At 65.9% G+C, this 26298-nt stretch carries 28 protein-coding genes and 1 pseudogene; 18 read left to right on the plus strand and 11 right to left on the minus strand.

Annotation, left to right across the window (positions count from 1 at the left end):
* The first annotated feature begins 20 nt into the window (after positions 1-20).
* Positions 21-422, plus strand: coding sequence for a PTS sugar transporter subunit IIA (locus QOU61_RS35620; protein WP_027579987.1), 402 nt, complete (start codon positions 21-23; stop codon positions 420-422).
* Positions 419-748 carry an HPr family phosphocarrier protein gene (locus QOU61_RS35625; protein WP_289655840.1) on the plus strand — a complete coding sequence of 110 codons (330 nt, stop codon included), beginning with the start codon at positions 419-421 and terminating at the stop codon, positions 746-748. The genes QOU61_RS35620 and QOU61_RS35625 overlap by 4 nt, the downstream gene beginning before the upstream one ends.
* Positions 749-879: 131 nt before the next feature.
* Here QOU61_RS35625 and QOU61_RS35630 read toward each other — a convergent pair whose 3' ends face one another.
* Complete coding sequence (locus tag QOU61_RS35630; RefSeq protein ID WP_289655841.1) at positions 880-2472, minus strand: glycosyltransferase family 39 protein; 1593 nt, start codon at positions 2470-2472, stop codon at positions 880-882.
* 149 nt (positions 2473-2621) lie between these two features.
* On the opposite strand from QOU61_RS35630, the gene lepA reads away from it, so the two are divergent.
* The 4 genes from lepA to QOU61_RS35650 all read left to right on the plus strand — a co-directional run bounded on the left by lepA (position 2622) and on the right by QOU61_RS35650 (position 6699).
* Complete coding sequence (lepA, locus tag QOU61_RS35635; RefSeq protein WP_289655842.1) at positions 2622-4433, plus strand: translation elongation factor 4; 1812 nt, start codon at positions 2622-2624, stop codon at positions 4431-4433.
* A gap of 109 nt (positions 4434-4542) precedes the next feature.
* A complete protein-coding gene (locus QOU61_RS35640) occupies positions 4543-4869 on the plus strand; it encodes a hypothetical protein (RefSeq protein ID WP_289662067.1) in 327 nt (108 codons plus the stop codon).
* Between the two features lie 117 nt (positions 4870-4986).
* Positions 4987-6159: an acyl-CoA dehydrogenase family protein gene (locus QOU61_RS35645; protein WP_289655843.1), complete on the plus strand. Its 1173-nt coding sequence runs from the start codon at positions 4987-4989 to the stop codon at positions 6157-6159.
* A 12-nt stretch (positions 6160-6171) separates the two neighbouring features.
* Positions 6172-6699 carry a DUF1801 domain-containing protein gene (locus QOU61_RS35650; RefSeq protein ID WP_289655844.1) on the plus strand — a complete coding sequence of 176 codons (528 nt, stop codon included), beginning with the start codon at positions 6172-6174 and terminating at the stop codon, positions 6697-6699.
* Here the strand turns inward: QOU61_RS35650 and QOU61_RS35655 are convergent.
* On the minus strand, positions 6632-8857 hold the full coding sequence (locus QOU61_RS35655; RefSeq protein WP_289655845.1) for a putative bifunctional diguanylate cyclase/phosphodiesterase: 2226 nt from the start codon (positions 8855-8857) through the stop codon (positions 6632-6634). The two genes, QOU61_RS35650 and QOU61_RS35655, sit on opposite strands and share 68 nt — an antisense overlap.
* A 616-nt stretch (positions 8858-9473) precedes the next feature.
* On the opposite strand from QOU61_RS35655, the gene mepA reads away from it, so the two are divergent.
* From mepA to modC, 6 genes are all read left to right on the plus strand, one after another.
* Positions 9474-10445: a penicillin-insensitive murein endopeptidase gene (gene mepA, locus QOU61_RS35660; protein ID WP_289655846.1), complete on the plus strand. Its 972-nt coding sequence runs from the start codon at positions 9474-9476 to the stop codon at positions 10443-10445.
* 190 nt (positions 10446-10635) lie between these two features.
* Positions 10636-10845: a TOBE domain-containing protein gene (locus tag QOU61_RS35665; protein WP_289655847.1), complete on the plus strand. Its 210-nt coding sequence runs from the start codon at positions 10636-10638 to the stop codon at positions 10843-10845.
* Between the two features lie 3 nt (positions 10846-10848).
* Positions 10849-11358, plus strand: coding sequence for a hypothetical protein (locus QOU61_RS35670; protein WP_289655848.1), 510 nt, complete (start codon positions 10849-10851; stop codon positions 11356-11358).
* A 169-nt stretch (positions 11359-11527) separates the two neighbouring features.
* Entirely contained in the window at positions 11528-12313 is a 786-nt protein-coding gene (gene modA, locus QOU61_RS35675) for a molybdate ABC transporter substrate-binding protein (RefSeq protein ID WP_289655849.1), read from the plus strand.
* Positions 12314-12323: 10 nt separating this feature from the next.
* Positions 12324-13019 carry a molybdate ABC transporter permease subunit gene (gene modB, locus QOU61_RS35680; RefSeq protein ID WP_289655850.1) on the plus strand — a complete coding sequence of 232 codons (696 nt, stop codon included), beginning with the start codon at positions 12324-12326 and terminating at the stop codon, positions 13017-13019.
* A 3-nt stretch (positions 13020-13022) separates the two neighbouring features.
* A complete protein-coding gene (gene modC, locus QOU61_RS35685) occupies positions 13023-13700 on the plus strand; it encodes a molybdenum ABC transporter ATP-binding protein (RefSeq protein WP_289655851.1) in 678 nt (225 codons plus the stop codon).
* A gap of 143 nt (positions 13701-13843) precedes the next feature.
* On the opposite strand, the gene QOU61_RS35690 is transcribed toward modC, so the two are convergent.
* Both QOU61_RS35690 and QOU61_RS35695 read right to left on the minus strand, forming a co-directional pair.
* Complete coding sequence (locus QOU61_RS35690; protein ID WP_289655852.1) at positions 13844-14098, minus strand: PepSY domain-containing protein; 255 nt, start codon at positions 14096-14098, stop codon at positions 13844-13846.
* A gap of 185 nt (positions 14099-14283) precedes the next feature.
* Positions 14284-16077, minus strand: a complete 1794-nt coding sequence (locus tag QOU61_RS35695; protein ID WP_289655853.1) for a potassium/proton antiporter — start codon at positions 16075-16077, stop codon at positions 14284-14286.
* Positions 16078-16284: 207 nt separating this feature from the next.
* On the opposite strand from QOU61_RS35695, the gene QOU61_RS35700 reads away from it, so the two are divergent.
* The 4 genes from QOU61_RS35700 to QOU61_RS35715 all read left to right on the plus strand — a co-directional run bounded on the left by QOU61_RS35700 (position 16285) and on the right by QOU61_RS35715 (position 19455).
* Positions 16285-17598 carry a mechanosensitive ion channel family protein gene (locus QOU61_RS35700; protein ID WP_289655854.1) on the plus strand — a complete coding sequence of 438 codons (1314 nt, stop codon included), beginning with the start codon at positions 16285-16287 and terminating at the stop codon, positions 17596-17598.
* 223 nt (positions 17599-17821) lie between these two features.
* A complete protein-coding gene (map, locus tag QOU61_RS35705; RefSeq protein WP_289655855.1) occupies positions 17822-18646 on the plus strand; it encodes a type I methionyl aminopeptidase in 825 nt (274 codons plus the stop codon).
* Positions 18647-18685: 39 nt separating this feature from the next.
* Positions 18686-19156 carry a DUF1801 domain-containing protein gene (locus QOU61_RS35710; RefSeq protein ID WP_289655856.1) on the plus strand — a complete coding sequence of 157 codons (471 nt, stop codon included), beginning with the start codon at positions 18686-18688 and terminating at the stop codon, positions 19154-19156.
* A 20-nt stretch (positions 19157-19176) separates the two neighbouring features.
* A complete protein-coding gene (locus QOU61_RS35715; protein ID WP_289655857.1) occupies positions 19177-19455 on the plus strand; it encodes a hypothetical protein in 279 nt (92 codons plus the stop codon).
* Between the two features lie 26 nt (positions 19456-19481).
* Here the strand turns inward: QOU61_RS35715 and QOU61_RS35720 are convergent, their stop codons facing one another.
* The 4 genes and pseudogenes from QOU61_RS35720 to QOU61_RS35735 form a co-directional block, all read right to left on the minus strand.
* Complete coding sequence (locus QOU61_RS35720; protein WP_289655858.1) at positions 19482-20201, minus strand: DNA-3-methyladenine glycosylase I; 720 nt, start codon at positions 20199-20201, stop codon at positions 19482-19484.
* Positions 20202-20328: 127 nt separating this feature from the next.
* Complete coding sequence (locus QOU61_RS35725) at positions 20329-21051, minus strand: MFS transporter (RefSeq protein ID WP_289655859.1); 723 nt, start codon at positions 21049-21051, stop codon at positions 20329-20331.
* A 70-nt stretch (positions 21052-21121) separates the two neighbouring features.
* Positions 21122-21649: pseudogene (locus QOU61_RS35730) on the minus strand (MFS transporter); the annotation flags it as partial.
* A 109-nt stretch (positions 21650-21758) separates the two neighbouring features.
* Positions 21759-22511: a sulfite exporter TauE/SafE family protein gene (locus tag QOU61_RS35735; protein ID WP_502876858.1), complete on the minus strand. Its 753-nt coding sequence runs from the start codon at positions 22509-22511 to the stop codon at positions 21759-21761.
* Between the two features lie 160 nt (positions 22512-22671).
* On the opposite strand from QOU61_RS35735, the gene radC reads away from it, so the two are divergent.
* Positions 22672-23382, plus strand: coding sequence for a RadC family protein (gene radC / locus QOU61_RS35740; protein ID WP_289655861.1), 711 nt, complete (start codon positions 22672-22674; stop codon positions 23380-23382).
* A 68-nt stretch (positions 23383-23450) separates the two neighbouring features.
* Here the strand turns inward: radC and QOU61_RS35745 are convergent, their stop codons facing one another.
* Entirely contained in the window at positions 23451-23756 is a 306-nt protein-coding gene (locus QOU61_RS35745; protein WP_289655862.1) for a YMGG-like glycine zipper-containing protein, read from the minus strand.
* A 269-nt stretch (positions 23757-24025) separates the two neighbouring features.
* A complete protein-coding gene (locus QOU61_RS35750) occupies positions 24026-24400 on the minus strand; it encodes a hypothetical protein (protein ID WP_289655863.1) in 375 nt (124 codons plus the stop codon).
* A 227-nt stretch (positions 24401-24627) separates the two neighbouring features.
* Between QOU61_RS35750 and QOU61_RS35755 the strand changes: the two genes are divergently transcribed.
* On the plus strand, positions 24628-25011 hold the full coding sequence (locus QOU61_RS35755) for a tautomerase family protein (RefSeq protein WP_289655864.1): 384 nt from the start codon (positions 24628-24630) through the stop codon (positions 25009-25011).
* Positions 25012-25015: 4 nt separating this feature from the next.
* Here the strand turns inward: QOU61_RS35755 and QOU61_RS35760 are convergent, their stop codons facing one another.
* Positions 25016-26287 carry an RNA polymerase sigma factor gene (locus QOU61_RS35760; protein WP_289655865.1) on the minus strand — a complete coding sequence of 424 codons (1272 nt, stop codon included), beginning with the start codon at positions 26285-26287 and terminating at the stop codon, positions 25016-25018.
* Positions 26288-26298: the final 11 nt, after the last annotated feature.

Here is a 26298-nt window from a genome sequence, read left to right on the forward strand (position 1 = left end):
GCACCCGCGAGGAGTTTCCGATGATTGGCCTAGTACTGGTGACCCATGGGCGCCTTGCCGACGAGTTCAAGGCCGCGCTCGAACACGTCATGGGTCCACAGAAACAAATTGAAGCAATTACGATCGGAGCTGAAGACGACGCCGATCTCTGCCGCAGCGATATCATCGAGGCGGTCAACCGCGTCGATTCCGGCGACGGCGTTGCCATCCTGACCGACATGTTCGGCGGCACGCCGTCCAACCTCGCGATCTCCTGCATGAGCCGCCCCAAGGTCGAGGTGCTCGCAGGCATCAACCTTCCCATGCTGGTCAAGCTCGCCAAGGTGCGCGAGGAGCGCTCGCTGCCCGACGCCATCGCGATGGCGCAGGAGGCGGGCCGCAAATACGTCACGATCGCAAGCCGAGTCCTTGCCGGCAAATGAACGACGACGACGCCTCGCCCGAGCATATTCCCGGGCCGAGCGTGCCCGCCGGCGCCGTCTCCCGTGAGCTTCTCATCGTCAACAAGCGCGGCCTGCATGCGCGGGCCTCCGCCAAGTTCGTGCAGACCGTCGAGCGCTTCAACGCCGAGGTCTGGGTGACGCGCGGCAGCGAAACCGTCGGCGGCACCTCGATCATGGGGCTGATGATGCTGGCGGCGGCGCCCGGCACCACCATCGTGGTGTCGGCGATCGGCCCGGACGCCGAAGCCGCGATCAGCGCCATCACCGAGCTCGTCGCCAGCAAGTTCAACGAGGAAGGCACGTAGGCCTTCCGCCGCGCAGGGTGGGCAAAGGCGCGCTTGCGCCGTGCCTAGCGTCAATACCCGACGGCTCAAATGGTGGGCGCGCTTTCGCTTTGCCCACCCTCTCGTCTCTCGCTTGTCCGGGTCGGTGCGAGCTACTTCGCCGGCGGCACGATGTAGATCTTCCAGTTGATCGCGGGCCCCGGATGGCCGCGGAAGAAGCGCTGCGTTGTCATCACGAGCTGTTCGGCATCCTTGCCGTTCTTCGCCATCCAGTCCTCGCAAATGTGCAGGCGCCCGTCGGTGGTGTCGCAGACGCCGATGAAGCCGAGCCGCTTGGCCTCCTCAAGCGAGGTCAGGCCGGACGACCAGATCTCGCCCGGCGTGAGCGGCGCCGGATGGTCGGGGCTGTAGAAGGTCATGGGCTCGCCGACCTCGGTGGTGCCGGCGACGACCGCCCAGCGCGAGCCGAAGCGGTCGCGCCAGACCTGCGTCAGCTCGCGCGCGAGTTGCGAGCGCGCGCCGTAACTGTTGGCGCCGTTCGGGTTGGTCGCGATCTCGTGCTCGGCGATCCATGGCGCGGCCGCCAGTGTCACGAGCGTCGCCACCAGCCAGATCGCGGTCAGGCGAAACAGCGCCCAGCGATGCACGCGCAGCCGCGGCAGCGCGACCAGCGCCAGCGGCACCAGGAAGAACAGCGATATCCCCCAGTCGGTCTTCATGTAGATCGCAAACGCGAGCCCGCCGAGCGGCGGACCGACGGCGACGATGGCCTGGATCAGCCAGACATTGAGCGCCTGCGACGCGTTGACGCCCGGGTTGGCACCGGCGTACCAGGCCTGCGAGAGCCGCGGCTTGAACCAGAACAGCGCGAGCCCGGCGAGCGCGACCGGCAGCGCCAGCAGCGCGAGGTTGTGACCGACATAGCCGAGCACGAGCCGCGCGCTCAGGCTCCGATCGGACAGGCCATAGACGTCGCCGGCATAGGTGAAGGGCAGGAAGTCGACGCTGTAGACCCAGAGGAAATGCGGGATCATCGCCACCAGCATGGTTGCGATCGCAATCCATGGCGCCGGCGAGGCCAGGAATTTGGCCCGATCCGGGTGGATCAGCGCGGCAAGGCCGATGGCGCCGATCATGGTCAGCACCCAGTATTTGGTCATCAGCGCAGCCGCGCCCGCAAGCCCAAGCCAGACGCCGCTCAGCGCGCTGCGTCTCCTGAACGCATGCAGATAGGCCAGCACCACCAGCGGCAGCGTGACGAGCTGCAACAGGTCAGGGTTGTACTTGAAGCCCTTGAAATTGAAGATCGGGTAGAGCGCGAGCATCACCACGACGAAGAATGCGCGGCGGCGGTCGACGACCTGGCGCGCGATGAACCAGCAGAGCACCAGGCCGATGCCGAGCGTGGTCATCGCCAGCGCATAGGTCGCCCAGTCCGTGACCGGAAAGAAGTCGAACCAGAGCCCGGCGATCCAGCCTGAGAGCGGCGGATGCTTGCCGTAGCCGAGCTGGAATTTCTGGCCCCAGGCGAAGGCTTCCGCGACATCCATGTGGACGTCCTGCGCGGCCTTCAGCTCGGTCAGGATCCGCGTCCACAACACGCCGTGCAGAAGCGCAAAGCTGACCACCAGCCAGAAATCGGTGGCCGGGTCGGTGGCGCGCTGGACCAGCCACGCCGCCAGCCGCCGGAAGCTCAGACGCCTGCGGCGGCGCGCGATGGCCGGAACAAGTGACGCTGTCGACATGGTGCTTTCCGAGCCTCGCAGAACCTCATCCCGCGCCCCCGTGCGTAGCGCGTTTTCGGCGCAAGTGGAATCAGCTTGGCGTGAGGAAACCCGGCCAAACGTGGGCAATAAGGTTGCCGCGCCACAGCGCGAATGCTATCCCGCGCCCCATGACGACCACCCCCATTTCCAACATCCGAAACTTCGCCATTGTCGCCCATATCGACCATGGCAAATCGACGCTGGCCGACCGCCTGATCCAGATGACGGGCGGGCTTTCGGACCGCGAAATGGCGGGCAAGGAGCAGGTGCTCGATTCCATGGATATCGAGCGCGAGCGCGGCATCACCATCAAGGCGCAGACGGTGCGGCTGAACTACCGCGCCAAGGACGGCAAGGACTACATCTTCAACCTGATGGACACGCCGGGCCATGTCGACTTCGCCTACGAGGTCTCGCGCTCGCTGGCGGCCTGCGAAGGTTCCCTGCTGGTGGTCGATGCGAGCCAGGGCGTCGAGGCGCAGACGCTCGCCAACGTCTATCAGGCGCTCGACAACAACCACGAGATCGTGCCGGTCCTCAACAAGATCGACCTGCCCGCGGCCGAGCCGGACAAGATCAAGCAGCAGATCGAGGACGTGATCGGGATCGACGCTTCCGACGCGGTCATGATCTCGGCCAAGACCGGCCAGGGCATTCCCGACGTGCTGGAGGCGATCGTCACCCGCCTGCCGCCGCCGAAGGGCGACCGCGACGGCAAGCTGAAGGCGCTGCTCGTCGACAGCTGGTACGACGTCTATCTCGGGGTCGTGGTCCTGATCCGCGTCGTCGACGGGGTGATGAAGAAGGGCAGCCGCATCCGCATGATGGGCACGAAGGCGGCCTACGACGTCGAGCGCGTCGGCTTCTTCACGCCGAAGATGCAGCAGGTCGACGAGCTCGGCCCCGGCGAGATCGGCTTCATCACCGCCGCGATCAAGGAGGTTGCCGACACCCGCGTCGGCGACACCATCACCGACGACAAGAACCCGGTTTCGGAAATGCTGTCGGGCTTCAAGCCGGCGATTCCGGTGGTGTTCTGCGGCCTGTTCCCGGTCGACGCCGACGACTTCGAATCGCTGCGCGCCGCGATGGGCAAGCTCAGGCTGAACGACGCCAGCTTCTCCTTCGAGATGGAGACCTCGGCTGCACTCGGCTTCGGCTTCCGCTGCGGCTTCCTCGGGCTTCTGCACCTGGAAATCATCCAGGAGCGGCTGTCGCGCGAGTTCGACCTCAATCTGATCGCGACCGCGCCGAGCGTGATCTACAAGATGCACCTCACCGACGGCTCGATGATCGAGATCCACAATCCGGTCGACATGCCCGACGTGGTCAAGATCGCCGAGATCGAGGAGCCCTGGATCGAGGCGACCATCCTCACGCCCGACGAATATCTCGGCAGCGTGCTGAAACTGTGCCAGGACCGCCGCGGCGCGCAGAAGGAGCTCACCTATGTCGGCTCGCGCGCGATGGTGAAATACGACCTGCCGCTCAACGAAGTCGTGTTCGACTTCTACGACCGCCTGAAGTCGGTCTCCAAGGGCTACGCCTCGTTCGACTATCACCTCACCGACTACAAGCCGGCCGATCTCGTGAAGATGCAGATCCTGGTCAATGGCGAGCCGGTCGATGCGCTGTCGATGCTGGTGCATCGCACCCGCGCCGAAGGCCGCGGCCGCGCCATGGTCGAGAAGATGAAGGAATTGATTCCGCCGCACATGTTCCAGATCCCGATCCAGGCGGCGATCGGCGGCAAGGTGATCGCGCGCGAAACCGTGCGCGCGCTGCGCAAGGACGTCACGGCCAAGTGCTATGGCGGCGACATCACGCGCAAGCGCAAGCTTCTGGAGAAGCAGAAGGAAGGCAAGAAGAAGATGCGGCAGTTCGGCAAGGTCGACATCCCGCAGGAAGCCTTCATTGCCGCGCTCAAGGTGGATAGCTGAGGCATCGACCTGCGTCCGGCGCGCGTGATGCCGTCATCGCCTCGGCGATCCCGAAACGCCTTTTCGATATTAAGTCGTGTTTGAACGGCAGGCCGGCTATATTGTGACGATGTCGCGCATATTGTCTGCATCGATCGTCATCATCCTGCTGTGGCCTGCCATGACGTCGGGCCGGCCCGCTCACAAGCGGCCCGTCTCCGCCTGGCATGGCTATGGCTTCCTGCCCGGCTATCACCAACCGCCCAATAATGCCGTTCCGGTTTTTGGCCCGAAGGGTGCCGCGCGGGGCATGCCGGATTATTCCCCCTCCTATTGGTACAATGGCGACCGATACTATTTCGGCGAACCCGGGTTTTTCCGCGGCCGCTATAACGGCGGCAGCTTCGGTCCGTGCTGGACCTGGACGCCGATCGGGCCCGTCTGGAATTGCGGGTAGACGCCCTTCGGACGCCGCAAAATTGACCAACGGGTTGCACCCGCCCCCCACCTTGCCCTCTTTCGCCAGATAGACGACCATCGCGCTTCCAACAGACCCAGAAAGGGCAGGAAACGCATGAACAGGCAGGCCGGTCTTGACGTCGTCGAGCGCGCGCGGGCGCTGGCGCCGCTGATTGCAAGCGAAGCCGACGAGATCGAGCGGACACGGCGACTAACGCCTTCAGTCACCTCAGGCCTGATCGAGAACGGCCTCTACCGGGCGCTGCTGCCGCAGAGCTTTGGCGGCATCGAGGCCCCGCTCGAGACCTTCATGCAGATGCAGGAGGAAATCGCCAAGGCCGACGCCTCCACGGCCTGGTGCCTCGGCCAGTGCTCGGTCTGCGCCATGACAGCCGCCTATCTCGATCACGATGCCGCCAACGAGATCTTCAACACGCCGCCCGGCATTTTGGCCTGGGGCGCGATCGCCCATGAGGTGAAGGCGGTGCCCGGCGGCTACCTCGCCAATGCGCGCTGGGATTTCGCCTCGGGCTCGCGGCAGGCGAGCTGGCTCGGCGCGCATGTCCGCGTCGTGGAGGCCGACGGCAGCCCGCGCAAGAAGAAGGACGGCTCGCCGGAAATCCGCACCATCCTGTTCCCGATGGCCAGCGCCACCATGCACGACGTCTGGAACGTGATCGGGCTGAAGGGAACGGCGACCGATTCCTATTCGGTGGAGAACCTCTTCATCCCGGAGAAGTTCGCCGCACTCCGCGACGACCCCGCGGCGCTGCGCGAGCACGGACCGCTGTACAAGCTCTCGACCAACATGGTGTTCAGCATGGGCTTTGCCGCGACCGCGCTCGGGGTGGCACGCGCCACCCTCGATGCGGCGATCGAGCTTGCGCGCAGCAAGCAGCCGCAGGGCCTGTCGGCGATGCGCGAGAACTCCGCGGTGCAGGGCCTGATCGGGCGCACCGAGGCGAGCCTGCGCGCCGCGCGCGCCTATCTCTACGGCACGGCCGCGGAGGTGTGGCGCGATCTCGCGAGCGGCCAGCCGATCAGCGAAGCGCACCGTGTCGCGTTGCGCATCGCCGCGACATGGACCATCCATCAGGCGAGCGCAGTGGTCGACACCGCATATCACATGTCAGGGGCGACCGCGATCTTCGCCGCCAATCCGTTCGAGCGGCGCTTTCGCGACATCCACGCCATCAACCAGCAGATCCAGGCCCGCGACACCCATTACGAGGATGCCGGCAAGGCGATCCTGTCGGCAAAGCTCGCGACACCGCCAACGTCGCGGTGAAAGGCCTATTCCGTGAGGAAACGCCAGCGCGCGATCGGCGATCCCGCGGTCGCAGCCGTCTTCGCTGCCTGTCCGGAGCCGGTGCGCAGCCGGCTCTTGGCGCTGCGCCGGCTGATCCTCGATACCGCGCAGCGGACCGACGGCGTCGGCGCGATCGAGGAAACGCTGAAATGGGGACAACCGAGCTATCTGACCAGCGCGAGCAAGAGCGGCAGCACGGTCCGCATCGACGGGGTCAAATCCGTCCCCAACCAATACGCGATCTATTTTCACTGCCAGACCAGTCTGGTCGAAACGTTCCGCGAGCTCTATCCGGAGCTAAGTTATGGCGGCAATCGCAGCATTCTGCTCGATGCCGGCGACGAGCTGCCCGAAGCGGCGCTGCGCCACTGCGTGGCGCTGGCGCTGACCTATCATTTGAACAAGGCACGCGGCGGCGTCTCCACGAAGCCTGAGCGCCGGCACTCGCGCCTCACGCCACCATCGCGGCCTCAAGATCGGCCGCGGCGTCGGCGCCGCACTGCGCCTCCAGGAGCTTGACGATGTCGGCGTTCGGCCGCGCGGCGCTGAACAGGAAACCCTGACCCTCCTGGCAGCCCTCGGCGCGCAGGCACTTCAGCTCGGCCTCGGTCTCGACGCCTTCGGCGGTGATGATGACGCCGAGCCCCTTGCCGAGGCTGACGATCGAGCGGATGATCGCCTGCGCCTCGCGGTTGGCGGCGAGGCCGCGCACGAAGGACTGGTCGATCTTGATCTTGTCGAACGGGAAGCTGCGCAGATAGCTCAGGCTGGAATAGCCGGTGCCGAAATCGTCCATCGAGATGTGGACGCCGAGCGTGCGCAGGGCATGCAGGGCCGCGAGCACCTGGCTGCTCTTTTCCAGCAGCAAGGTTTCGGTGATCTCGAGCTCGAGCCGTCCCGGCGACAGGCCCGATCGCTTCAGCGCGTCCATCACGGTCGGCAGCAAATTGCCGTTGCGGAACTGCAGCGGCGACAGGTTGACCGCGACGCGAACCTCGTCGGGCCAGTTGGCCGCGTCCATGCAGGCCTGCCGCAGCATCAGCCCGCCGAGCGCGTTGATCAGGCCGGTGTCCTCAGCGACCGGGATGAACTCCGCCGGCGAAACCATGCCCCGCTCCGGATGCGGCCAGCGCACCAGCGCCTCGAGCCCGGTGATGCGGCCGCTCGAAAGATCGATCAGCGGCTGGTAGTGCGGCCGGAGCACGTCGCGCTGGATCGCCTCGCGCAGCTCGACCTCGATCTTGCGCCGGCTCTGGGCGCGCGCGTCCATGCCCGCCTCGAAGAAGGAGAAGCCGCCGCGCGAATCGTTCTTGGCGCGCGACAGCGCCATATGAGCGTTCTTCAGGAGCCGTTCGGAATCCTCGCCGTCGACCGGCGCCAGCACGACGCCGATCGAAGCGCCGATGACCACCGAATGGCCGTCGAGCAGGAACGGCTCACCGATCGCATCCAGCAGCCGCCGTGACAGCTGCGCGGCGTCATCGGGGCGCGCGATGCCGCTCTGCACGACCGCGAACTCGTCGGAATTGAGCCGCGCCACCACGTCCTCGTCGCGCAACGTCGACCGCAGCCGCCTGCCGACGCTGCGCAAGAGCTTGTCGCCGACGCCGTGGCCGAGCGAATCGTTGACCGACTTGAAGTTGTCGAGCCCCAGCACCAGGACCGCGACATTGTCGGTCGAGCGCTTGGAATGCAAAAGCAGCTCATCGAGCTGCTGGCGCAGCAGCGTGCGGTTCGGCAGGCTGGTGAGCCCGTCATGCTGGGCCATGAAGGCGAGCCGCGCCTCGGCGCGCTTGCGCTCGGTAATGTCCATCAGCGACAACAGCATCGCGGGCTTGCCGGCATAGACGAGCTCGCGCGAATAGATCGCAAGGTCGATCAGGCTGCCGTCGGCCTTCACATGCTTCCAGGTCCGCGCCGCCTGCTCGTCGCAGGACGCCGCCTCGGCCCAGGGCGGATCGCTGTCATAGGCCTGCAGGCCACGGATGGTCAGCGTCTCGAAGCCGGCGCGACTGTAGCCATAATGCTCCACCGCGGCGTCGTTGACCGCAAGGATGCGCTGATCGTCGAGCGCGCAGACAATCATCGGAATCGGATTGCTGTCGAACAGCAGCCGGAACGAGGCCTCGCGCTGCTTCAGCTCGGTGATGTCGACGCGCAGGCCCACAATGCCGCCATCGGCGGTCAGCCGCTCCTCGATCAGGATCACGCGTCCGTCGGCGAGCGTCTGCTCGTGGCGCTCGCCGGGCTGATAGAGCTTCGCCAGCCGCTCGGCGATCCATTCCTCTTCGCGGCCAACTGCTTCCGGATAGTCTCCGCGCGCGACGCCGATGCGGATGGTGTCCTCCAGCCGCGCGCCGGGCTCGAACAGGTCGGCGCTGCGGCTGTAGATCTCGGCATATTCCTTGTTCCAGAGGATGTAGCGCCCCTCGGAATCCAGGAACACGATGCCCTGCGGCAGGATGTCGATCGCCTGGCGCAGCCGCTCGTGCGACTTGCGCGCCTCGGCAACAGCGGCCTCTGTTTCCGCGCGACGGCGCTCGATCTCGCCCGCCTCGACCTCGGCGCGCCGCGGGACCGCGCGGAGCTTCGGGTTCGGCCGCGCCGGCCGGCCAGTCCTGCGGAGGATCGGCGCGTGTTTCTTGTTCTTCTGCTTTTGCGGCCTCATCGCCGGCATTCCCATCGCACTCGCGTTCTGCGTGCTCTGTTCTCCCCAATGTGTCTGAACAATTGGTAATCTCGATTTTCCGGGTGCGCGCGCCCGCGCGAGCGTCCGCGCGGCCGGTTCCCGCGCGCCGGGCACCGATATCGCGCCGGCACGGCATACAACTCCTGAATGCATGGACAAACCCCAGCCAGCGCGCCCAATGGAGAGGCAACGGACCGCAATCCCGTGGCCGCAGCGCCTGAAATCTGCCCAATCGGCGTCAAGGTTATTCCACCGTTAACATCGCGGCTTAACGCAATGTTTGCCTTGCCGACGATTGCCATGACCTGAACGCGCAGCCGGCGCGACGCGCGGGCGCATCGCAGTGGACGACGGACGCAACCCGATCGCTGCCAGGTTGTGGGCGGTCAACGGCGGCCGGTTCGTCTTGCGTCCGATTTCGTGCTAGTGTGGCGGTTCGGAAGTTCGCGCCATTGTCGCCGCGAGTTCGTCATGCGGACTTCTGAACCAAAGCCACACTAGTTCAATAGGTGTCCCTTCGATTCCGAAGTTCGCAAACGAGGGGCCGCAGAATGATGCGAACTTCGGAATCGGGACACTAGTCTTTTGCTCCCAGAGTGATCCGATGACGCCTCGTCTCAGCCTGATCTCCCTGCTGCTCGCTGTCGTGCTTGCCCACACCGTGCCGGCGCTGGCGCAGGACAAGGGCAGCCTCGAGCCGAAGCCGTTGCCGCCGCTCGCCAATCCGAACGACCCCAAGCTCCCCGCCAAGCAGTTGTTCGCCCGCAGGCTGTTGCCGGCGGCGATGCCGGCGCGCGCGATCGGCTCATACTCGAAGGGCTGTCTCGCCGGCGCCGACCAGATGCCGTTCGACGGCGACACCTGGCAGGTGATGCGGCTGTCGCGCAACCGCTACTGGGGCCATCCCGCGATGATCGCGCTGCTGAAGCGGCTCGCGGCCAAAGCGCACAAGGATGCCGGCTGGCCCGGCATCCTGGTCGGCGACATCGGCCAGCCGCGCGGGGGACCCGCGCTGTCGGGCCATGCCAGCCACCAGATCGGGCTCGATGCCGACATCTGGCTGACGCCGATGCCCGACCATCGGCTGTCGCGCGAGCAGCGCGAGGAGATGTCGGCGACCATGATGGTGCGCGAGGACCGGCTCGACATCGATCCGAAAGTGTTCACGCCGGGACATCTCGCGGTGCTGCGCGCGGCGGCGCAGGAGGCGGGCGTGCAGCGCATCTTCGTCAATGCCGCGATCAAGAAGGCACTGTGCCGCGAGGCCAGGGGCGACCGCAGCTGGCTCTACAAGATCCGGCCGTGGTGGGGCCACGACTACCACTTCCACATCCGCATGGCCTGTCCGTCCGGCAGTGCCGAATGCGAGGGCCAGCCGTCGCAATCCGGCGACGAAGGCTGCGCGGAGTCCGAGCTCGGCTACTGGTTCAAGGATTCCGTCCTGCATCCGCCGCCGCCGAAGGAGCCGCCCAAGCCGAAACCCGCCATCACGCTGGCGCAACTGCCCGCGGCCTGCAAGCAGGTCTTGAACGCGCCGGACGCGAAGAACGGCGCCAGGAGCGAGGCCAGGAAATAGGCAAGGAAACAGGCCGGCAAATAGGCGCATCGCGCGCATTTTATTTCGGTCACAAACGGCGCTACAATAATCCGGCGCGGCGCCGTAAGCGCCCCTCTCGACCGGGACGATGGTCCCGAAATGCTTTCACCGCCATCCCAGCCGGCCCGCGCGGCGCGTGTCACGCGGCCCAACCTCGCGAGGAAGACTCATGCGCATCAGTGCACGCAACCAGATCAAGGGCACCGTCATCGACGTGAAGAAGGGCGCGACCACGGCGCATGTCCGCGTCGACATCGGCGGCGGCCAGACCGTGACCTCGGCGATCACCAACGAGGCGGTCGACGAGCTCGGCATCAAGGCCAAGGATCACGTCGTCGTGGTCATCAAGGCCTCCGACGTGATGATCGCGGTGGACTGAAAGATGCGCCGCGTTCTCCCGATCGCGCTGCTGCTCGCAGGCTCCGCATCCGCGCTCGCCGCGGAGGAGCCGAGCGGCTGCGACAAGTTCAAGTGGAATATCGAGCCGGCGCGCGCGGCGCTGACGGCGCCAAACCGCCCCGCGCTCGCCTCGGGCAGCGAACAGGCGGTGCTGCCTTCTTCGGCGATCACGCTGTCGCTGGTCGCCCCGCTCGATGCGAAGCTGCCGACCCCGCCGGAGCGCGCGCCAAAGGACGGCACCTTCGCCGGCTTTCTCGCGTTCAAGAATCCGCCCAAGGCCGGGCTTTACACCGTGAGCCTTTCGGCCGGCGCGTGGATCGACGTGGCGCAGGACGGGCATTTCCTCAAGCCCAAGGCTTTCAGCGGCGCCACCGACTGCGCGGGCATCCGCAAGACCATCAAGGTCGAGCTGGCGGCAAGCCCGTTCGTGCTGCAAGTCTCAAGCGTGCGGGAAGGCGCGATCTCGGTCGCCATCCTGCCCGCGGCAGAATGAGGGCTTTTGCCGGCTGAAGCGGCCTGTTATGGTTTTTCGCGCGACATTCCAACGGCCGTAAGCCTTAAAGGAATACCGGAACGGCGCTTCCGCCCGTCGCTTTCCGTTCAGCCAACGCCTGATTGGCGCGCAGCTCCTGCGCGCGCCGATCCGCATCGGAGCGCTTTTGATGACCAGACTTGCCGGAATTGTTGCCGCCCTCGTGATCCTTTGCGGGTCCGCCGCGCCGCCTGCCCTCGCGCAGGACAAGACGCTGACCGTATTTGCCGCCGCCTCGATGAAAAACGCGCTGGACGAGATCGACAATGCTTTCACCGCCAGGACCGGCGTCAAGGTCAATGCGAGCTATGCCGCCAGCTCGACGCTTGCCAAGCAGATCGAGCAGGGCGCGCCGGCCGACATCTTCGTCTCCGCCGACACCGACTGGATGGACTATGCGGTTTCCAAGAAGACCATCAACGAGCCAACGCGGGCGAACCTGCTCGGCAACAGCATCGTGCTGATCGCGCCGAAGGATTCGAAGATCGACAACGTCGCGATCGCTCCCGGCTTCGACCTCGCCAAGCTCGCCGGCGACGGCAGGATCGCGACCGGCGATGTCAAGTCGGTTCCGGTCGGCAAATACGCCAAGGCGGCGCTGGAAAAGCTCGGCGCGTGGCAAGCGGCCGAACCGAAATTCGCGATGGCCGAAAGCGTGCGCGCGGCGCTGACGCTGGTGGCGCGCGGCGAAGCCGGCCTCGGCATCGTCTATGCGACCGACGCCAAGGTCGAGCCCGGCGTCAAGATCGTCGGCACCTTCCCGGCCGATTCCCATCCTCCGATCATCTATCCGGTAGCGGCCACCACGACCGCAAAGCCCGAGGCAAAGGAATATCTCGACTATTTGCACTCGTCGGCGGCCAAGGCGGTGCTGGAGAAGTACGGCTTCAACTATCTCGTCAAGCCGTCGACCTGACCTCTCCGACGTGTTCGATATCTCGCCCACGGAATGGACGGCGATCCTGCTCTCGCTCAAGGTCGCCGTCGTCGCAACGCTGGTGGCGACCCCCTTCGGCATCGCGCTCGCCTGGCTCCTGGCGCGGCGCAGCTTCTGGGGCAAGTCCGCGCTCGATGCGCTGGTGCATCTGCCGCTGGTGCTGCCGCCGGTCGTGACCGGCTACCTGCTGCTGCTCAACTTCGGCAGGCGCGGCGCGCTCGGCGCCTGGCTTGCGGAGCATCTCGGCATCGTGTTCGCGTTCCGCTGGACCGGCGCGGCGCTGGCCTGCGGCGTGATGGCGTTTCCGCTTCTGGTGCGCCCGATCCGGCTTTCGATCGAGGCGGTGGACCGACGGCTCGAGCAGGCCGCCGAGACGCTTGGCGCCGCGCCCTGGCAGGTGTTTGCCACCGTGACGCTGCCGCTGGCGCTGCCCGGCGTGCTCGCTGGCATGGTGCTCGGCTTTGCCAAGGCGATCGGCGAATTCGGCGCGACCATCACCTTCGTCTCCAACATCCCCGGCGAGACGCAGACGATCTCGTCGGCGATCTATGCCCTGATCCAGACGCCGGATGGCGACGCGGCCGCGCTGCGGCTGGTGGTCGTCTCGATCGTGATCGCGATGGCCGCGCTGATCGCGTCCGAATGGTTCGCGCGGCGCGCGCTGTCGCGCATGCACGGAAACTAGGCGATGCTGCGCGTCGACGTCGAGAAAGCGCTTGGTGAATTCTCGCTCGCGGCCTCCTTCGCGAGCGAAGGCCGCGTCACCGGGCTGTTCGGCGCCTCAGGCGCCGGCAAGACCTCGCTGGTCAACATGATCGCCGGGCTGCTGCGGCCCGATCGCGGGACCATCGTCGTCGACGGCGAGACGCTGGACGACACCGCGGCCGGCATCCACGTGCCGCCCTATCGCCGCCGCATCGGCTATGTGTTCCAGGATGCGCGGCTGTTTCCGCATCTCGATGTCAGGCAGAACCTCGACTACGGGCGGCGCATGAACCGCCTTGCCGATGATCCCGCGCAGCGCAAGCGCGTCACCGAGCTGCTCGACATCGATCACCTGATGGATCGCCGGCCGGGCAAACTGTCCGGCGGCGAGCGCCAGCGCGTCGCGCTCGGCCGGGCGCTATTATCGAAACCGCGGCTGTTGCTGCTCGACGAGCCCCTGGGCTCGCTCGACGAGGGACGCAAGGTGGAAATCCTGCCCTACCTCGTGCGGCTGCGCGACGAGGGCGGCATTCCCATGGTCTATGTCAGCCATGACGCGGCCGAGCTACGCCAGCTCGCGACGCAGATCGTGCTGCTTCAGCGCGGACGCGTCACGTCCTTTGGCAGCGTCAAGGTGCTGCCGGGCACAGCGCCGCAGTAATCGCGGGCGCGGCCCAAAGCGCGACGGGGATCGGGTTGAATCACGATTCGCGCTTTAGCTTTTGATTGAGCATGATCTCCGCGCAAACGCGTTTTCGCGTTTGTCGCGACGGAAAACCGCTGCACACTTTTCCGGATCATGCGCTAGCGGTTGACCCACAGCACGTCGCCGGTCGCAGCATCGACCGCCACTTCCATCCAGCGGCCGGAACGGTCGCGCCCTTCGATCTCCCATTTGTCGCCTTCGAACTCGGTATGGGACACGCTCATCAGGCCGATATCGTTGGCGACATCGAGCGCGTCCTCCAGCGACAGCCGGCCGGCCGAATCATAGGCGCTGGCGGGCGCGGCGACGGCGAGCGCCACGGCGGCGAAGATCGGCAGGATATATTTTCGCATGGGAACCTCCTGGTCGAAGCCATTGTCGCGCGTCTGCACCGCGCAACGCTTCCTAAAACCCGTTGCGGCGCCGCGCGTTCCAGCCTGCGCGCACGGCAGGGTTGCCAAAAAACCTCGGCAATCGCGGCGGCTTCCTGGCCGCAATCGGGCATGCGCGCCGCAAATATGGCGAAACGGTCAGCGGCTCAGATGCCGGCCACCGACGCCCAGAGATCGGCGAGCTTGCGCCTGTACATCTGCATGCGCGTCTCGGGCTTGCGCGCCTCCTCGTCCTCCGGCAGGCGCAGGCCGACGACATTGACCCGGCCACCGCCAAGGCTGCGCGCCACCAGCACGATGGTGTCGAGGTCGACGGTGGCACCCTCCTTCGGCGCGTGATCGAGATGGATGTCGAAGTAATCCGACAGCGTCAGCTTGGCCTGTTCCGGATCGAGCTTCACGCCATAGATCTCGGCGAGCTCGCTCAGCGTATGCTCGCCGGACACCACGAAGTCGCCGAGCAGATGCGGGTCGGGCGCGGTGCTCGGCGGCATGTCGACGAAGAAGCGGTCCAGCGACTCGGCCTTTTCCGGCGGCGCCAGCAGATAGAGATAGTCGCCGGGCGCGATCGGATCGGCCTCCGCGGGCGAGAGAATGTTCTCGTTGCGGATCACCAGCGTCGGCTTCGACCAGGACGGGATCAGCCCGCGGCGGAAATACAGGCTCTTCGGCCGCACCGGATAGCCGACCAGCTGCTGCTCGAGCTGGCCCGGCAGATCCAGCTCGACGCGGCGCGGACCGCGGTCGGTGCGCGGCAGCGCCACATGCAGCCGCCGCGCCGCCGGCCCCAGCGTCCAGCCCTGCAGCAGCAGCGAGATGATCACGACGACGAAGGCGACGTCGAAATAGAGATAGGCCTTGGACAGCCCGACCAGCATCGGGATCGAGGCAAGGAAGATCGCCACCGCGCCGCGCAGGCCGGTCCAGGCGATGAACAGCTTTTCCCGCCAGGAAAAGCGGAACGGCGCGAGGCAGACGAACACCGCGAGCGGCCGCGCCAGCAGCATCAGGACCAGCGCGACGAGGACCGCCGGTCCGACGCTCGAGCCGAGCCGCTGCGGCGACACCAACAGGCCGAGCAGCACGAACATCACGATCTGCGCCAGCCAGGTCGCGGCGTCGAGGAAGGTCACCACCGAGTTGTGCGCGCGGGTCGGCCGGTTGCCGATGATGATGCCGGCGAGATAGACGGCGAGAAAGCCCGACGCGTGCACGATCTGCGCCGCGCCGAAGATCACGAGCGCCGCCGTCGCCACGAACGGTGCGTGCAGGCCCTGCGGCAGCGCCACCTTGTTCAGCGCGAGCACCACCATGCGGCCGCCGATCACGCCGATGATCGCGCCCAGCACGGCTTCCTGCAGGAACTCCATCACCACATGGCCGGGCGTGCTGTTGCCGATCGAGATGAACTCGACCAGCATCAAGGTGAGGAAGATCGCGAACGGGTCGTTGGTGCCGGATTCCGCCTCCAGCGTCGCGCCGACGCGCGGCCGCAGCCGCAGGCCCTGGGTATGCACCAGAAGAAAGACCGCGGCGGCATCGGTCGAGGCCACCACCGCGCCGACCAGAAGCGCCTCGGACCAGTTCAGGTCGAGCGCCAGCTTCGCGAACGGCGCCGTGACCAGGGCGGTCAAGAGCACGCCGACGGTCGCCAGCACCATCGAAGGCGCCAGGACCGCGCGGATGCTCTGGAAGCGGGTGCGCAGCCCGCCATCGAACAGGATCAGCGCCAGCGCCACCGACCCCACCAGATAGGTGGTCCGCACGTCGTCGAACTGCAGGTGACCGGGCCCGGAATCGCCGGCCAGCATGCCGATCAGGAGGAAGACCAGCAGCAGGGGGGCGCCGAAGCGCAGCGCGAGCAGGCTCGACAGGATACCGGCCATGACCAGTGCCGCCCCCAGGAGGATGGCTATGCTGACCGAATCAAGAGACGCCATGCACGTCGAAAATCCCTGCAAATCGCTGCAATTGCATCCTTATCGTCGCCACACTTCGACGCCAACCGATTTCTCGCCGGTTGTGGCAATGTGCCCGCATCGCCGGCCTCCACACCCGCCCCGGCGCATCGTATCGATGGCGCCAGCCCCATGATTGTGGGATTTTCCGCCCCGTTCCGCCCGTGCGAATCGCAACGAGACAGTGAGATGGACATCGACCTCAAGGACGTCCTCGAATTCCTGCAGATGGCCGCGCGCTCGGTCGGCGCCGAGGTAACCTCGCCATGGTTCTACCTGCAGGTCGGCATGGTGCTGGCCGGCGCCGGCCTCGCTTTTGCGATCAGCGCCGCCATCCGTGCCCGGATCGACCTCACGACCCTGGGGATGGGCTGGCCCACTGCGCTGCGGCGCTTCATGCGGGTGCTGGTCGACAGCGCCCCGACCGCGGTATTCGCGCTGCTGATGGCGCTGACGCGCATCATCATGGTGATGTCGACTTGGCCGAGCCGCAGCTATCTGCTGTCGGTCGCCGCGAACCTGGCGCTGGCCTGGCTCGCCATCGGGCTCGTGACCTCGGGCATCCGCAACGCCTTCATGGTCCGTGTCATCTCGCTGTCGGCCTGGCTGGTGGCGGCGCTCTCGATCCTCGGCCAGCTCGACCCGACCATCGAAGCACTCGATTCGGTTTCGGTGGTGCTTGGCGGCTTGCGGCTGACGCCGCTGCTCCTGATCAAGCTCGGCCTGCTGCTGATGGTGGCGCTGTGGCTGACCAACATCGTCTCCAATTTCCTGGAGAACCGGATCACGCGGTCCAGCGACCTGACGCCCTCGGTGCAGGTGCTGCTGATCAAGATGATCCGCGTCGGCCTGATGATCTTCGCGGTCACGGTGGCCATGAGCGCGGTCGGCATCAACCTGTCGGCGCTGGCGATCTTCTCCGGCGCGGCCGGCGTCGGCATCGGTTTCGGCCTGCAGAAGATCGTCGCCAATTTCATCAGCGGCATCATCCTGCTCGCCGACAAGTCGGTGAAGCCGGGCGACCTCGTCACCATCGGCGACAGCCAGGGGCGGATCAGCGCGATGAAGACGCGCTACATCTCGGTCGCCGCCGGCGACGGCCGCGAGTTCCTGATCCCCAACGAGGACCTGGTGACCCAGAAGGTCACCAACTGGACCTATACCGACAAGAACACGCTGGTGAAGATCGCCTTCGGCACCAACTACGACGCTGATCCCCGGCTGGTGTGCAAGCTGGCGGCAGGGGTTGCCGCCGCCGCGCCGCGCGCGATCAAGGGCAAGCCGCCGAACTGCATCCTCACCGAGTTCGCCGAGGCCGGCATGAAATTCTCGCTCACGTTCTGGATCGCCGACCCCGACGGTATGGACAACGTGAAGAGCGACGTGATGCTGGCGCTGTGGGACGCGTTCAAGCACGAGGGCATCCGCGTGCCCTATCCGGTGCGCGAGCTCAGGGTGCGGGGCGCGCTGCCGGTTGAGACCGTGGTGGAGGCTTCGAGCTGAAATACGGCAATTTACGGTGTTCCACTGCCGCAAGCCCGGCTTGCACTGGACGCCCCGATCATTAAATTAGGCGAGTGTGGCGGTTCGGAGCCCCACTGCATTAATAAGTTGCTAGTGTCCTTCGATTCCGAAGTTCGCAAACGAGGTATCCGCAGAACGATGCGAACTTCGGAATCGGGACACTGGCAATGAAATCGTTCCCGCCGCGAACAAGAAACCCTTCATGAGCTACGTGGAAGCCAGCGACATCTCACTGCGCAAGACCGGACAGATCAAGCTGCACGGCGAAAGCGCCTTTGCCGGCATGCGCAACGCCGGCCGCCTGGTGGCGAAATGCCTGGACGAACTGACCGACATCGTGAAGGCCGGTGTTCCGACCGCCAGAATCGATGAATTCGTCCGCGAATTCGCCTTCAGTCATGGCGCCTATCCGGCAACGCTGATGTATCGCGGCTACCGCTATTCGACCTGCACCTCGCTCAACCACGTGGTCTGCCACGGCATGCCCGGCGATCGCGCGCTGAAGGAAGGCGACATCGTCAATATCGACGTCACCTTCATCGTCGACGGCTGGTATGGCGATTCCAGCCGGATGTACGCGATCCATCCGATCGCGCGGAAGGCCGAGCGGCTGATCGAGGTGACCTACGAGGCGATGATGCGGGGAATCGCCGCGGTGAAGCCCGGCGCCACCACCGGCGACATCGGCCACGCGATCCAGAGCTTCGTCGAGCCGCAGGGCATGAGCGTGGTGCGCGATTTCTGCGGCCACGGCCTGGGCCGCCTGTTCCACGACGAGCCCAACATCATCCATGTCGGCCGGCCCGGCGAGGGCGTGCCGCTGAAGCCCGGCATGTTCTTCACCATCGAGCCGATGATCAATCTCGGCAAGCCGCATGTGAAGATCCTCTCGGACGGCTGGACCGCCGTCACCCGCGACCGCTCGCTGTCGGCGCAGTTCGAGCATTCGGTCGGCGTCACCGCTAATGGCGTCGAAATCTTCACGCTGTCGGAGCGTCACGGCGAGAAGCCGCTGGCCGCGCGCTGATCCCGTCACCACCGCTCCAGGCGGAGGCTTCCCCGCGCAATGGCCCGCAAAGCGTCCAGGAAGCCGGCAAAGGCCGAAAGCAAGGTCGCTGCCAAGCGCGGCGCGGCGAAGCCGTCTCTCCTCGCTGGCGGTAACCCGCAGATCGCAAAGGCCGAGGGCAACGCCCCTGTGCAGGCCTACATCGCGGCGATGCCGGGCTGGAAAAGCGAGGTCGGACAGCGCCTCGACGCGCTCATCGAGCGCACCGTCCCCAGCGTGCGCAAGGCGGTCAAATGGAATTCGCCGTTATACGGCGTGGAGGACCGAGGCTGGTTTCTCGGCGTCCACTGCTTCGCGAAATACGTCAAGGTCGCGTTCTTCCGCGGCACGTCACTGCGTCCCGTCCCTCCGGGTAAATCCAGGAGCAAGGACACGCGCTATGTCGACATCCACGAAGACGACGGTCTCGACGAAGCGCAATTCGTCGCCTGGGTGAAGCAAGCCAGCCAATTGCCCGGCGAGCGGATGTGACCCGCCAGGCGCAGGGACCGATGATGAAAATGCTCCACTTCGTCGGACCAAACGGGCCCTACTCGGTTTCACTAGACGACGATCGGCCTTCTGTGGAGGACAAGTCGCTCGTCGTGGTTGCGAATGATGAAACGAGCCATTGGACAATTGAAGTGGACGATGACACATCCGGTATTCGCGAACTCTCTGGAATGACAGGCGACGGGTCGGGTTTGTGGTTTGTGCTGCGGCTAGGAAGCTTCCCTGAGATGCAGTATTGGGGGGACCGGGTCCTCATTCGCGCCGATAAGACCGCATGATGGTATCGGCCAGCACAACGGCCTGATTACTCGTCTCCGCCCATGCGGCGCATCAGCTCGTCGGCGCTGTAGTTGTTGCCGGCCGACAGGGCGCAGATCCGCGACAGCTGGACGTAAGGCAATCCCGTCTCCTTGGCCCAGGCGTTGAACTGCGCCTGCACCTTGGCGAGATCCTTCTTTGACTTGACCTCTTCGCCGATGTCGAGCCCGGCCTCGCGCAGGCAGGCGACGACGTCCTTCGAGGTGACAAAACCGTCCCAGCCGAGGAAGCGCAGCAGCATCTGGCCGGTATTGCCGCCGAGCCGGCTGCCGCGCTTGGCCAAGAGGTCCAACAACCCGACCTCATCGGACGACGGCCAGCTCGCGAGGAAGCGGCCGAAGCTGCCATGCTCCTTGGCAATCTCCTGCACGAAGCGGGTATTGTCGCGCACCGACATGATCTTGGCGCCGTTGCGCACGATGCGCGTGTCGGCGGTCAGCTTCTCCCAGAATTCGTCGGGCTTGAAGGCGAGCGCGGCCGGCGCAAAACCTGCAAAGGCCTCCTCGAACCCGTCCCATTTCGCCTCGATCACGCTCCAGGCAAAGCCCGCGCAGAACACCCGCTTCGTCATCTCGGCGAGCGCGCGGTCATCGGTGAGTTTCGCAAGTGCGGCCGCGCGCGGCTTCGGCGGCAACAGTTTTTCCAGCGCCTTGGCGCCGCCCTTGCGCTTCTCGGCACGGGCGCGAATGGCCTTGAACGGCGTCATGACGGTCACCCCTGTTGCGCGATCCGCAGCAGGCGGTCCGCGCACGGCGCGGCCCCGGCTTGCGGGCCCCTGTTCGCGCTTACCCGCCCGGTCGTGAAGGTGTCAAGAAGCCGTAACCGGCACGGCGCTATCGATTGTCGATCGCCCGGCCGGTGTAGTCGGTCATCATCGCGGTCGCGATCAGGGTCAACACGGCGCAGAGCGCTATATAGGCCGCGATCGCGGTCGATGTCTGGTAGGTGCCGAACAGCCAGGTCGCGATCAGCGGCGCAGGCCCGCCGGCGATCACCGAGGCGAGCTGGTAGCCGAGCGACGAACCGCTGTAGCGCAGGCGTCCCGAGAAGCTTTCCGCGATCAGCGCGGCTTGCGGCCCGTACATCATGTCGTGCGGAATCAGCGACAGCACGATCGCGAGGAAGATGACCGGCTCGCTCGCAGTGTTGAGCATGCCGAAATAGACGAAACCGAACAGGCCCGTCACCGCCGCGCCGATCATGTACATGTTCTTGCGGCCGATGCGATCGGACAGATGGCCGAAGAACGGGATCGAGAAGAAGGACAGCACCGAGGCGGACAGCACGGCGGTCAACAGGAAGTCGCGCGAGACGTGCAGGGCGCCGATGCCGTAGGAGAAGATGAAGGCGGTGAAGATATAGAACGGCGCCTGCTCCGCCATGCGCGCAAAGGCCGAGAGCAGGATTTCCTTTGGATGCTCCCTGATCACTGCGAGGATCGGGGTGCGCTCGATCCTGTTCTCGGCGACAAGCTTCGAGAACACCGGCGTCTCCAGAATGCCGAGCCGGATGTAGAGCCCGACCGCGACGAGCACGATGCTGAGCAGGAACGGCACCCGCCAGCCCCAAGGCCAGAAATTGCTCGCCCGACATCTGGCTGAAGGCGAGCACGGCCAGATTGGCGAGGAAAAGCCCGCAGGGCACCCCGAACTGGGGCCATGACGCGACCAGGCCACGCGAGTGATCGGAACGCGCCCACTCCATGGACATCAGGACCGAGCCGCCCCACTCGCCGCCGACGCCGACGCCCTGGACGAAGCGCAGCACCGTCAACAGCACGGCGCCCCAGATGCCGATGCTTGCATAGGTCGGGACCAGCGCCACGGCGAAGGTCGCAAGTCCCATCAGGAGCAGCGTGGCGATCAGGGTCGATTTGCGTCCGATGCGATCGCCGTAGTGCCCGAAGATGGCCGCGCCGATCGGACGGGCAACGAAGCCGACCGCATAGATCGCGAAGGCTTCGAGCGTGCCGACCCAGGGATCGGAATGCGGGAAGTACAGCTTGGCGAAGACGAGGCCTGTGACCGTGCTGTACAGAAAGAAGTCGTACCATTCGATAGCGGTGCCGATGGTCGAGGCAATCACCGCGCGGCGGAGCTGGACGCTGTGATCGAAGGCGCCGCCGCCTTCGGCCGTGACATAGGACGTGGCCATGCGCGTTCCTCTCAAAAAAATGTTTTTCGATGATAAAACTTCGCTAACCGCGCAGCCTTCAAGACTGAACGAAGGGCGCTCGATGTTGCGACGCAACACATCGCCGCACTCACAGCAGCGGCCGCAGCAGCAGATCGAGGCCGAGCAGCACCAGGCAGATCAGGAACCAGCGACGGAAGGCCGGTGGGCTGATCCGGCCGCGGATCGCGGTGCCGAACCACATGCCCGCCAGCGCCGGCACGATCGCGAGCATGGAGGAAAGGATGCTGGTGGCATGGAAAGCACCGCTTCCCGAGAGCCCAAGGCCGAGCGCAATCGTGGAGATCGTGAACGACAGGCCGAGCGCCTGGATCAGGTCGTCCCTGCCGAGCCCCAGCGACTGCAGATAGGGAACGGCGGGAATCACGAACACGCCGGTTCCGCCGGTGACAAGACCGGTCACGAGGCCAACGAGCGGCGAGGCCCAGCGCTCGATTCGCGCCGGCACCGAGAAGGGCGGCGCCAGCAGGGCAAGCAGCGCATAGGCCGCCAGCGCCGCGCCCAGGGCGGCCGTGGTCCAGGCTGTGTTGACGCTGGTCAAAAGCCCGGCGCCGGCGACGGTGCCGACCACGATGCCTGACATCATTGGCCAGAGCCGCACCATCAGCGCCGCGAAGTTCGGCCCGGTGACGAGCTGCCAGATGTTGGTGACGAAGGACGGCATCAGCAACAGCGAGGCGGCTGATAGCGGCGACATGAACGCGCCCAATACCCCCATCGCGACCGTGGGAAGACCCATGCCGGTGACGCCCTTGACGATACCGGCGACGAAAAATGTCGCGGTGACCAGCGCAATGATGGTGGTCGACTGATCCATGGGCATTTCCTTCGCGCCGATCGCGACCGGGCACAATGCGGAAGATTCGGCAATAGCCTTCGCTAAAACCGAAGGCTGATTCGATTGTGAAGCCGCGGCCGGGACGACGGCCGCCGCTCCTCCGGCCCTTGCAAAAGCCGCAACGCCGGGCATGCTGTGGCGCCCCATGCCCACGCCGACAAAACCGCCGGACGAGGATCCCGAAAAGCCGCATTATCTCGGCCATCGGGAGCGGCTGCGCGAGCGCTTCCGCAGCGCAGGTCCGGATGCGCTGAGCGACTATGAGCTGTTGGAAATGGCGCTGTTCGCCGCGCTGCCCCGGCGCGACACCAAGCCGCTCGCCAAATCGCTGCTGAAGAAATTCGGCTCCTTTGCCGAGGTCATGCATGCGCCCGAGACGCTGTTGCGCGAGGTCGACGGCATCGGGGAAGCCTCGATCAACCAGATCAAGCTGATCGCGGCGGCGGCCACGCGCATCGCCAAGGGCGCGCTGCCCGAGCGGGTCTCGCTGTCATCGTGGAACGACGTGATCGGCTATTGCCGCACCTCGCAGGCGTTCGCGGACAAGGAGCAGTTCCGCATCCTGTTCCTCGACAAGCGCAACCGGCTGATCGCCGACGAGGTGCAGCAGACCGGCACGATCGACCATACCCCGGTCTATCCGCGGGAGGTGATCAAGCGCGCGCTGGAGGTGTCGGCGACCGCGATCATCCTGGTGCACAACCACCCCTCGGGCGATCCTTCGCCGTCGCAGGCCGACATCCAGATGACACGCGCGATCGTCGAGATCGCAAAGCCGCTCGGCATTGCCGTGCACGACCACATCATTGTGGGCCGAGGCGGGCATGCCAGCCTGAAGGGGATGAAGCTGATCTAGCGAAACAGCCCGGACAGCACAACGGCGGCCACCAGGGCCGCCGTTGGTCGAAAAGAGATTTGCGCGCGTCAGTAGCAGTAGCGCGGCGAGACGCGGGTCCAGTAGCCGTCGCCGCGCTGGATGTAGCAACCGTCACGATAATAGTAATAGCCGGCGCGACGCCGTTCGCCGTCGGCGGCGATGGCAGCTCCGGTCCCGGCTCCGACGACCGCGCCGATCGCGGCACCACGGCCTCCGCCGAGGGCCCCGCCGACGATCGCGCCACCGACGCCGCCGAGAAGCGCGCCGCCCAGCGCATCCTGTGCCGCCGCCTGCTGCGCCGACATCGCCAGCGCCAAAGCGAGCAATGACGCCATTCCAAAGGTTCGAACCATTCCCTGCCTCTCCATTTGATTCGCCGCGCGAGCTTCCTTGGCGTTCCGCCGTTGGTCAAGCCACCAAGGCCCGGACGATGACCGCAAACGATGGGATCATATGGACAAAATTCGGGCAAAACGGGGCGGCCAGGGCCAAAAGCGGATCGGCAATGACCGGCAAAACACATCGTTTCCCGGTGAAAATGAACGAATTGGCACGATGCTGGGGCGCGGCAGCGCCCGGGCGGCCGGGACCGGCCGTTATTCGCTGTCACGACGGTTGGTTGTCAGGGCGCGACCCAGCGCTGCACCGCTTCCACGGTGTCGCCCGGATTGGTGTTGAAGCAGATCCTGGCGTCGCGTGCGTGGATGTGAACGAGGTTGATGACCTTCTCGAACAACAGCAGAAGCGCCGGCGGCAGCCGCAGGCCAGCGCCGATCACGACGCAGTCATAGCGCCTCGATCGCAGCGCCGCCGTCACCACGTCCTCGGCGGTTTCGCCGAGATCGATCAGGCAGCTCTCGACCTCATAACCGAGCGCGCGCAACTGGTCGAACTGGCGGTTGATGTAGTCGCGGATCAGTTGAGGGGTGAGACCCGGCATGCCTGAGACGTCGGCAAGCGCGGGTTCGATACCGATCGCGAGAACGGCTTTCGCCATGAAGCGTGCTCCGATTGCTGTGCTTCGATCGCAGGATCGCCCGGCAACGCCGTTCACGGCGTATCCGTTCCTTCGGGGATGATGCGGAAAGGTGGCTACCGGCTTTTTCCGGAAGCTGTGTGCCCTCAGGAGCCGGGATAAGCGATGCTTATCTCTGATATCCGCCAGACGGTGGTTTTTCGGGAACGATGCCGTGCTTACCTCTGCCGCAACAGGAGGACCATGCCATGCCCTTCGTTCGCATCGATCTCATCGCGGGAAAACCCGCCGAGTTCCGCAAGACCCTCGGCGAGATCGTCTATCAGGCCATGCGGGAGACCATCAACGTTCCCGAGAACGACAAATTCCAGGTCATCACCGAACATCCGGCCGGCGATCTCAACATCGCCGGGAGCTATCTCGGCAATCAGTACAGCAAGGACATCGTGCTGATCCAGATCACGCTGAACACGGGCCGCACCGTCGCGATGAAGAAGGCGTTCTTCAAGCGCGTCGCCGACGACATTCATGCCCGATTGGGGTTGCGGCGCGATGACGTGTTCATCAACCTCGTCGAGGTCGCCAAGGAGAACTGGTCGTTCGGCGGCGGCATCGCGCAATACGCCGAGTAGCGCATCACCGCTCCGAGGCCGTTGCGGCGGCAGCCGCACGGCGCATCAAGAGATCGCGCTCGCGCCGGTTGCCGGCGAGCGCCGCGGCCCCGGCGAAGGCGTCGCGCGCCTCGGCGTGACGGCCAAGCTTCTCGAGCAGGTCGCCGCGCACGCTTCCCAGCAGATGGTAGGTCTTGAGCGCCGGCTCGCTCATGAGACCGTCGACGATGGCAAGCGCCGCTTCCGGACCTTCCGCCATGCCGACCGCAACCGCGCGATTGAGCTCGATCACGGGCGAGCGCACCAGCTCCGCCAGCTGCCCGTACAGCATGCAGATGCGCGACCAGTCGGTCTGGCCCGCCGTTGCAGATCGCGCATGGCAGGCGACGATCTCGGCCTGCAGCGCGTAGAATCCGATGCCGCCGCCAAGCTGATGGGCGCGCATCAGCGCCTGCAGGCCGCGCCGGATCTGGATCTTGTCCCAGCGCGCGCGGTCCTGCTCCATCAGCAGGATCGGCTCGCCCTGATCGTCCGTGCGCGCCGCCATGCGCGAGGCGTTCAATTCCATCAGGGCGAGCAGGCCGTGCGTCTCCGGCTCGAAAGGCGCAACCGAGGTCAGCATGCGGCCGAGCCGCAATGCCTCGTGGCAGAGCTGCGGGCGCAGCCATTCGTCGCCGCTGGCCGCGGCATAGCCCTCGTTGAAGATCAGGTAGACGACCTCGAGCACCGAGGCGAGCCGCTGCGACAGCTCCTCGCCGCGCGGCGTCTCATAGGCAAGGCCGGATTCGGACAGCGTGCGCTTGGCACGGACGATGCGCTGGGACACTGTCGGCTCCGCGATCAGGAACGACCGGGCGATCTCCTCGGTGGTCAGGCCGCAGATCATGCGCAGCGCCAGCGCGGCGCGCGCCTCGCGCGACAACAGCGGGTGGCAGGCCGTGAAGATCAGCCGCAGCATCTCGTCGCCGATGTCGTCGTCAAGCGCGGCGTCGAAATCGGGCATCGTCTCCTGCTCCTGCTCGAGCTCGCGCGCAAGCACGTCATGCTTGCGCGCGAGCATCTGGCGGCGGCGCAGATGATCGAGCGCGCGGCGCTTGGCGGTGGCAAGCAGCCAGGCACCGGGCCGCTCCGGCACGCCACTGACAGGCCAGTGCTCGAGCGCCGCGAGCAGCGCCTCCTGGGTGAGATCCTCAGCCAGCGGCACGTCGCGCAGCATCCGGGACAGACTCGTGATGAGGCGCGGCTGCTCGACGCGCCACACCGCAAGGATGGTGCGTTCGGCGTCGGCGGCCGTCATGGCCGCCGGCC

The sequence above is a fragment of the Bradyrhizobium sp. NP1 genome, assembly GCF_030378205.1.
Lineage (GTDB): Bacteria > Pseudomonadota > Alphaproteobacteria > Rhizobiales > Xanthobacteraceae > Bradyrhizobium.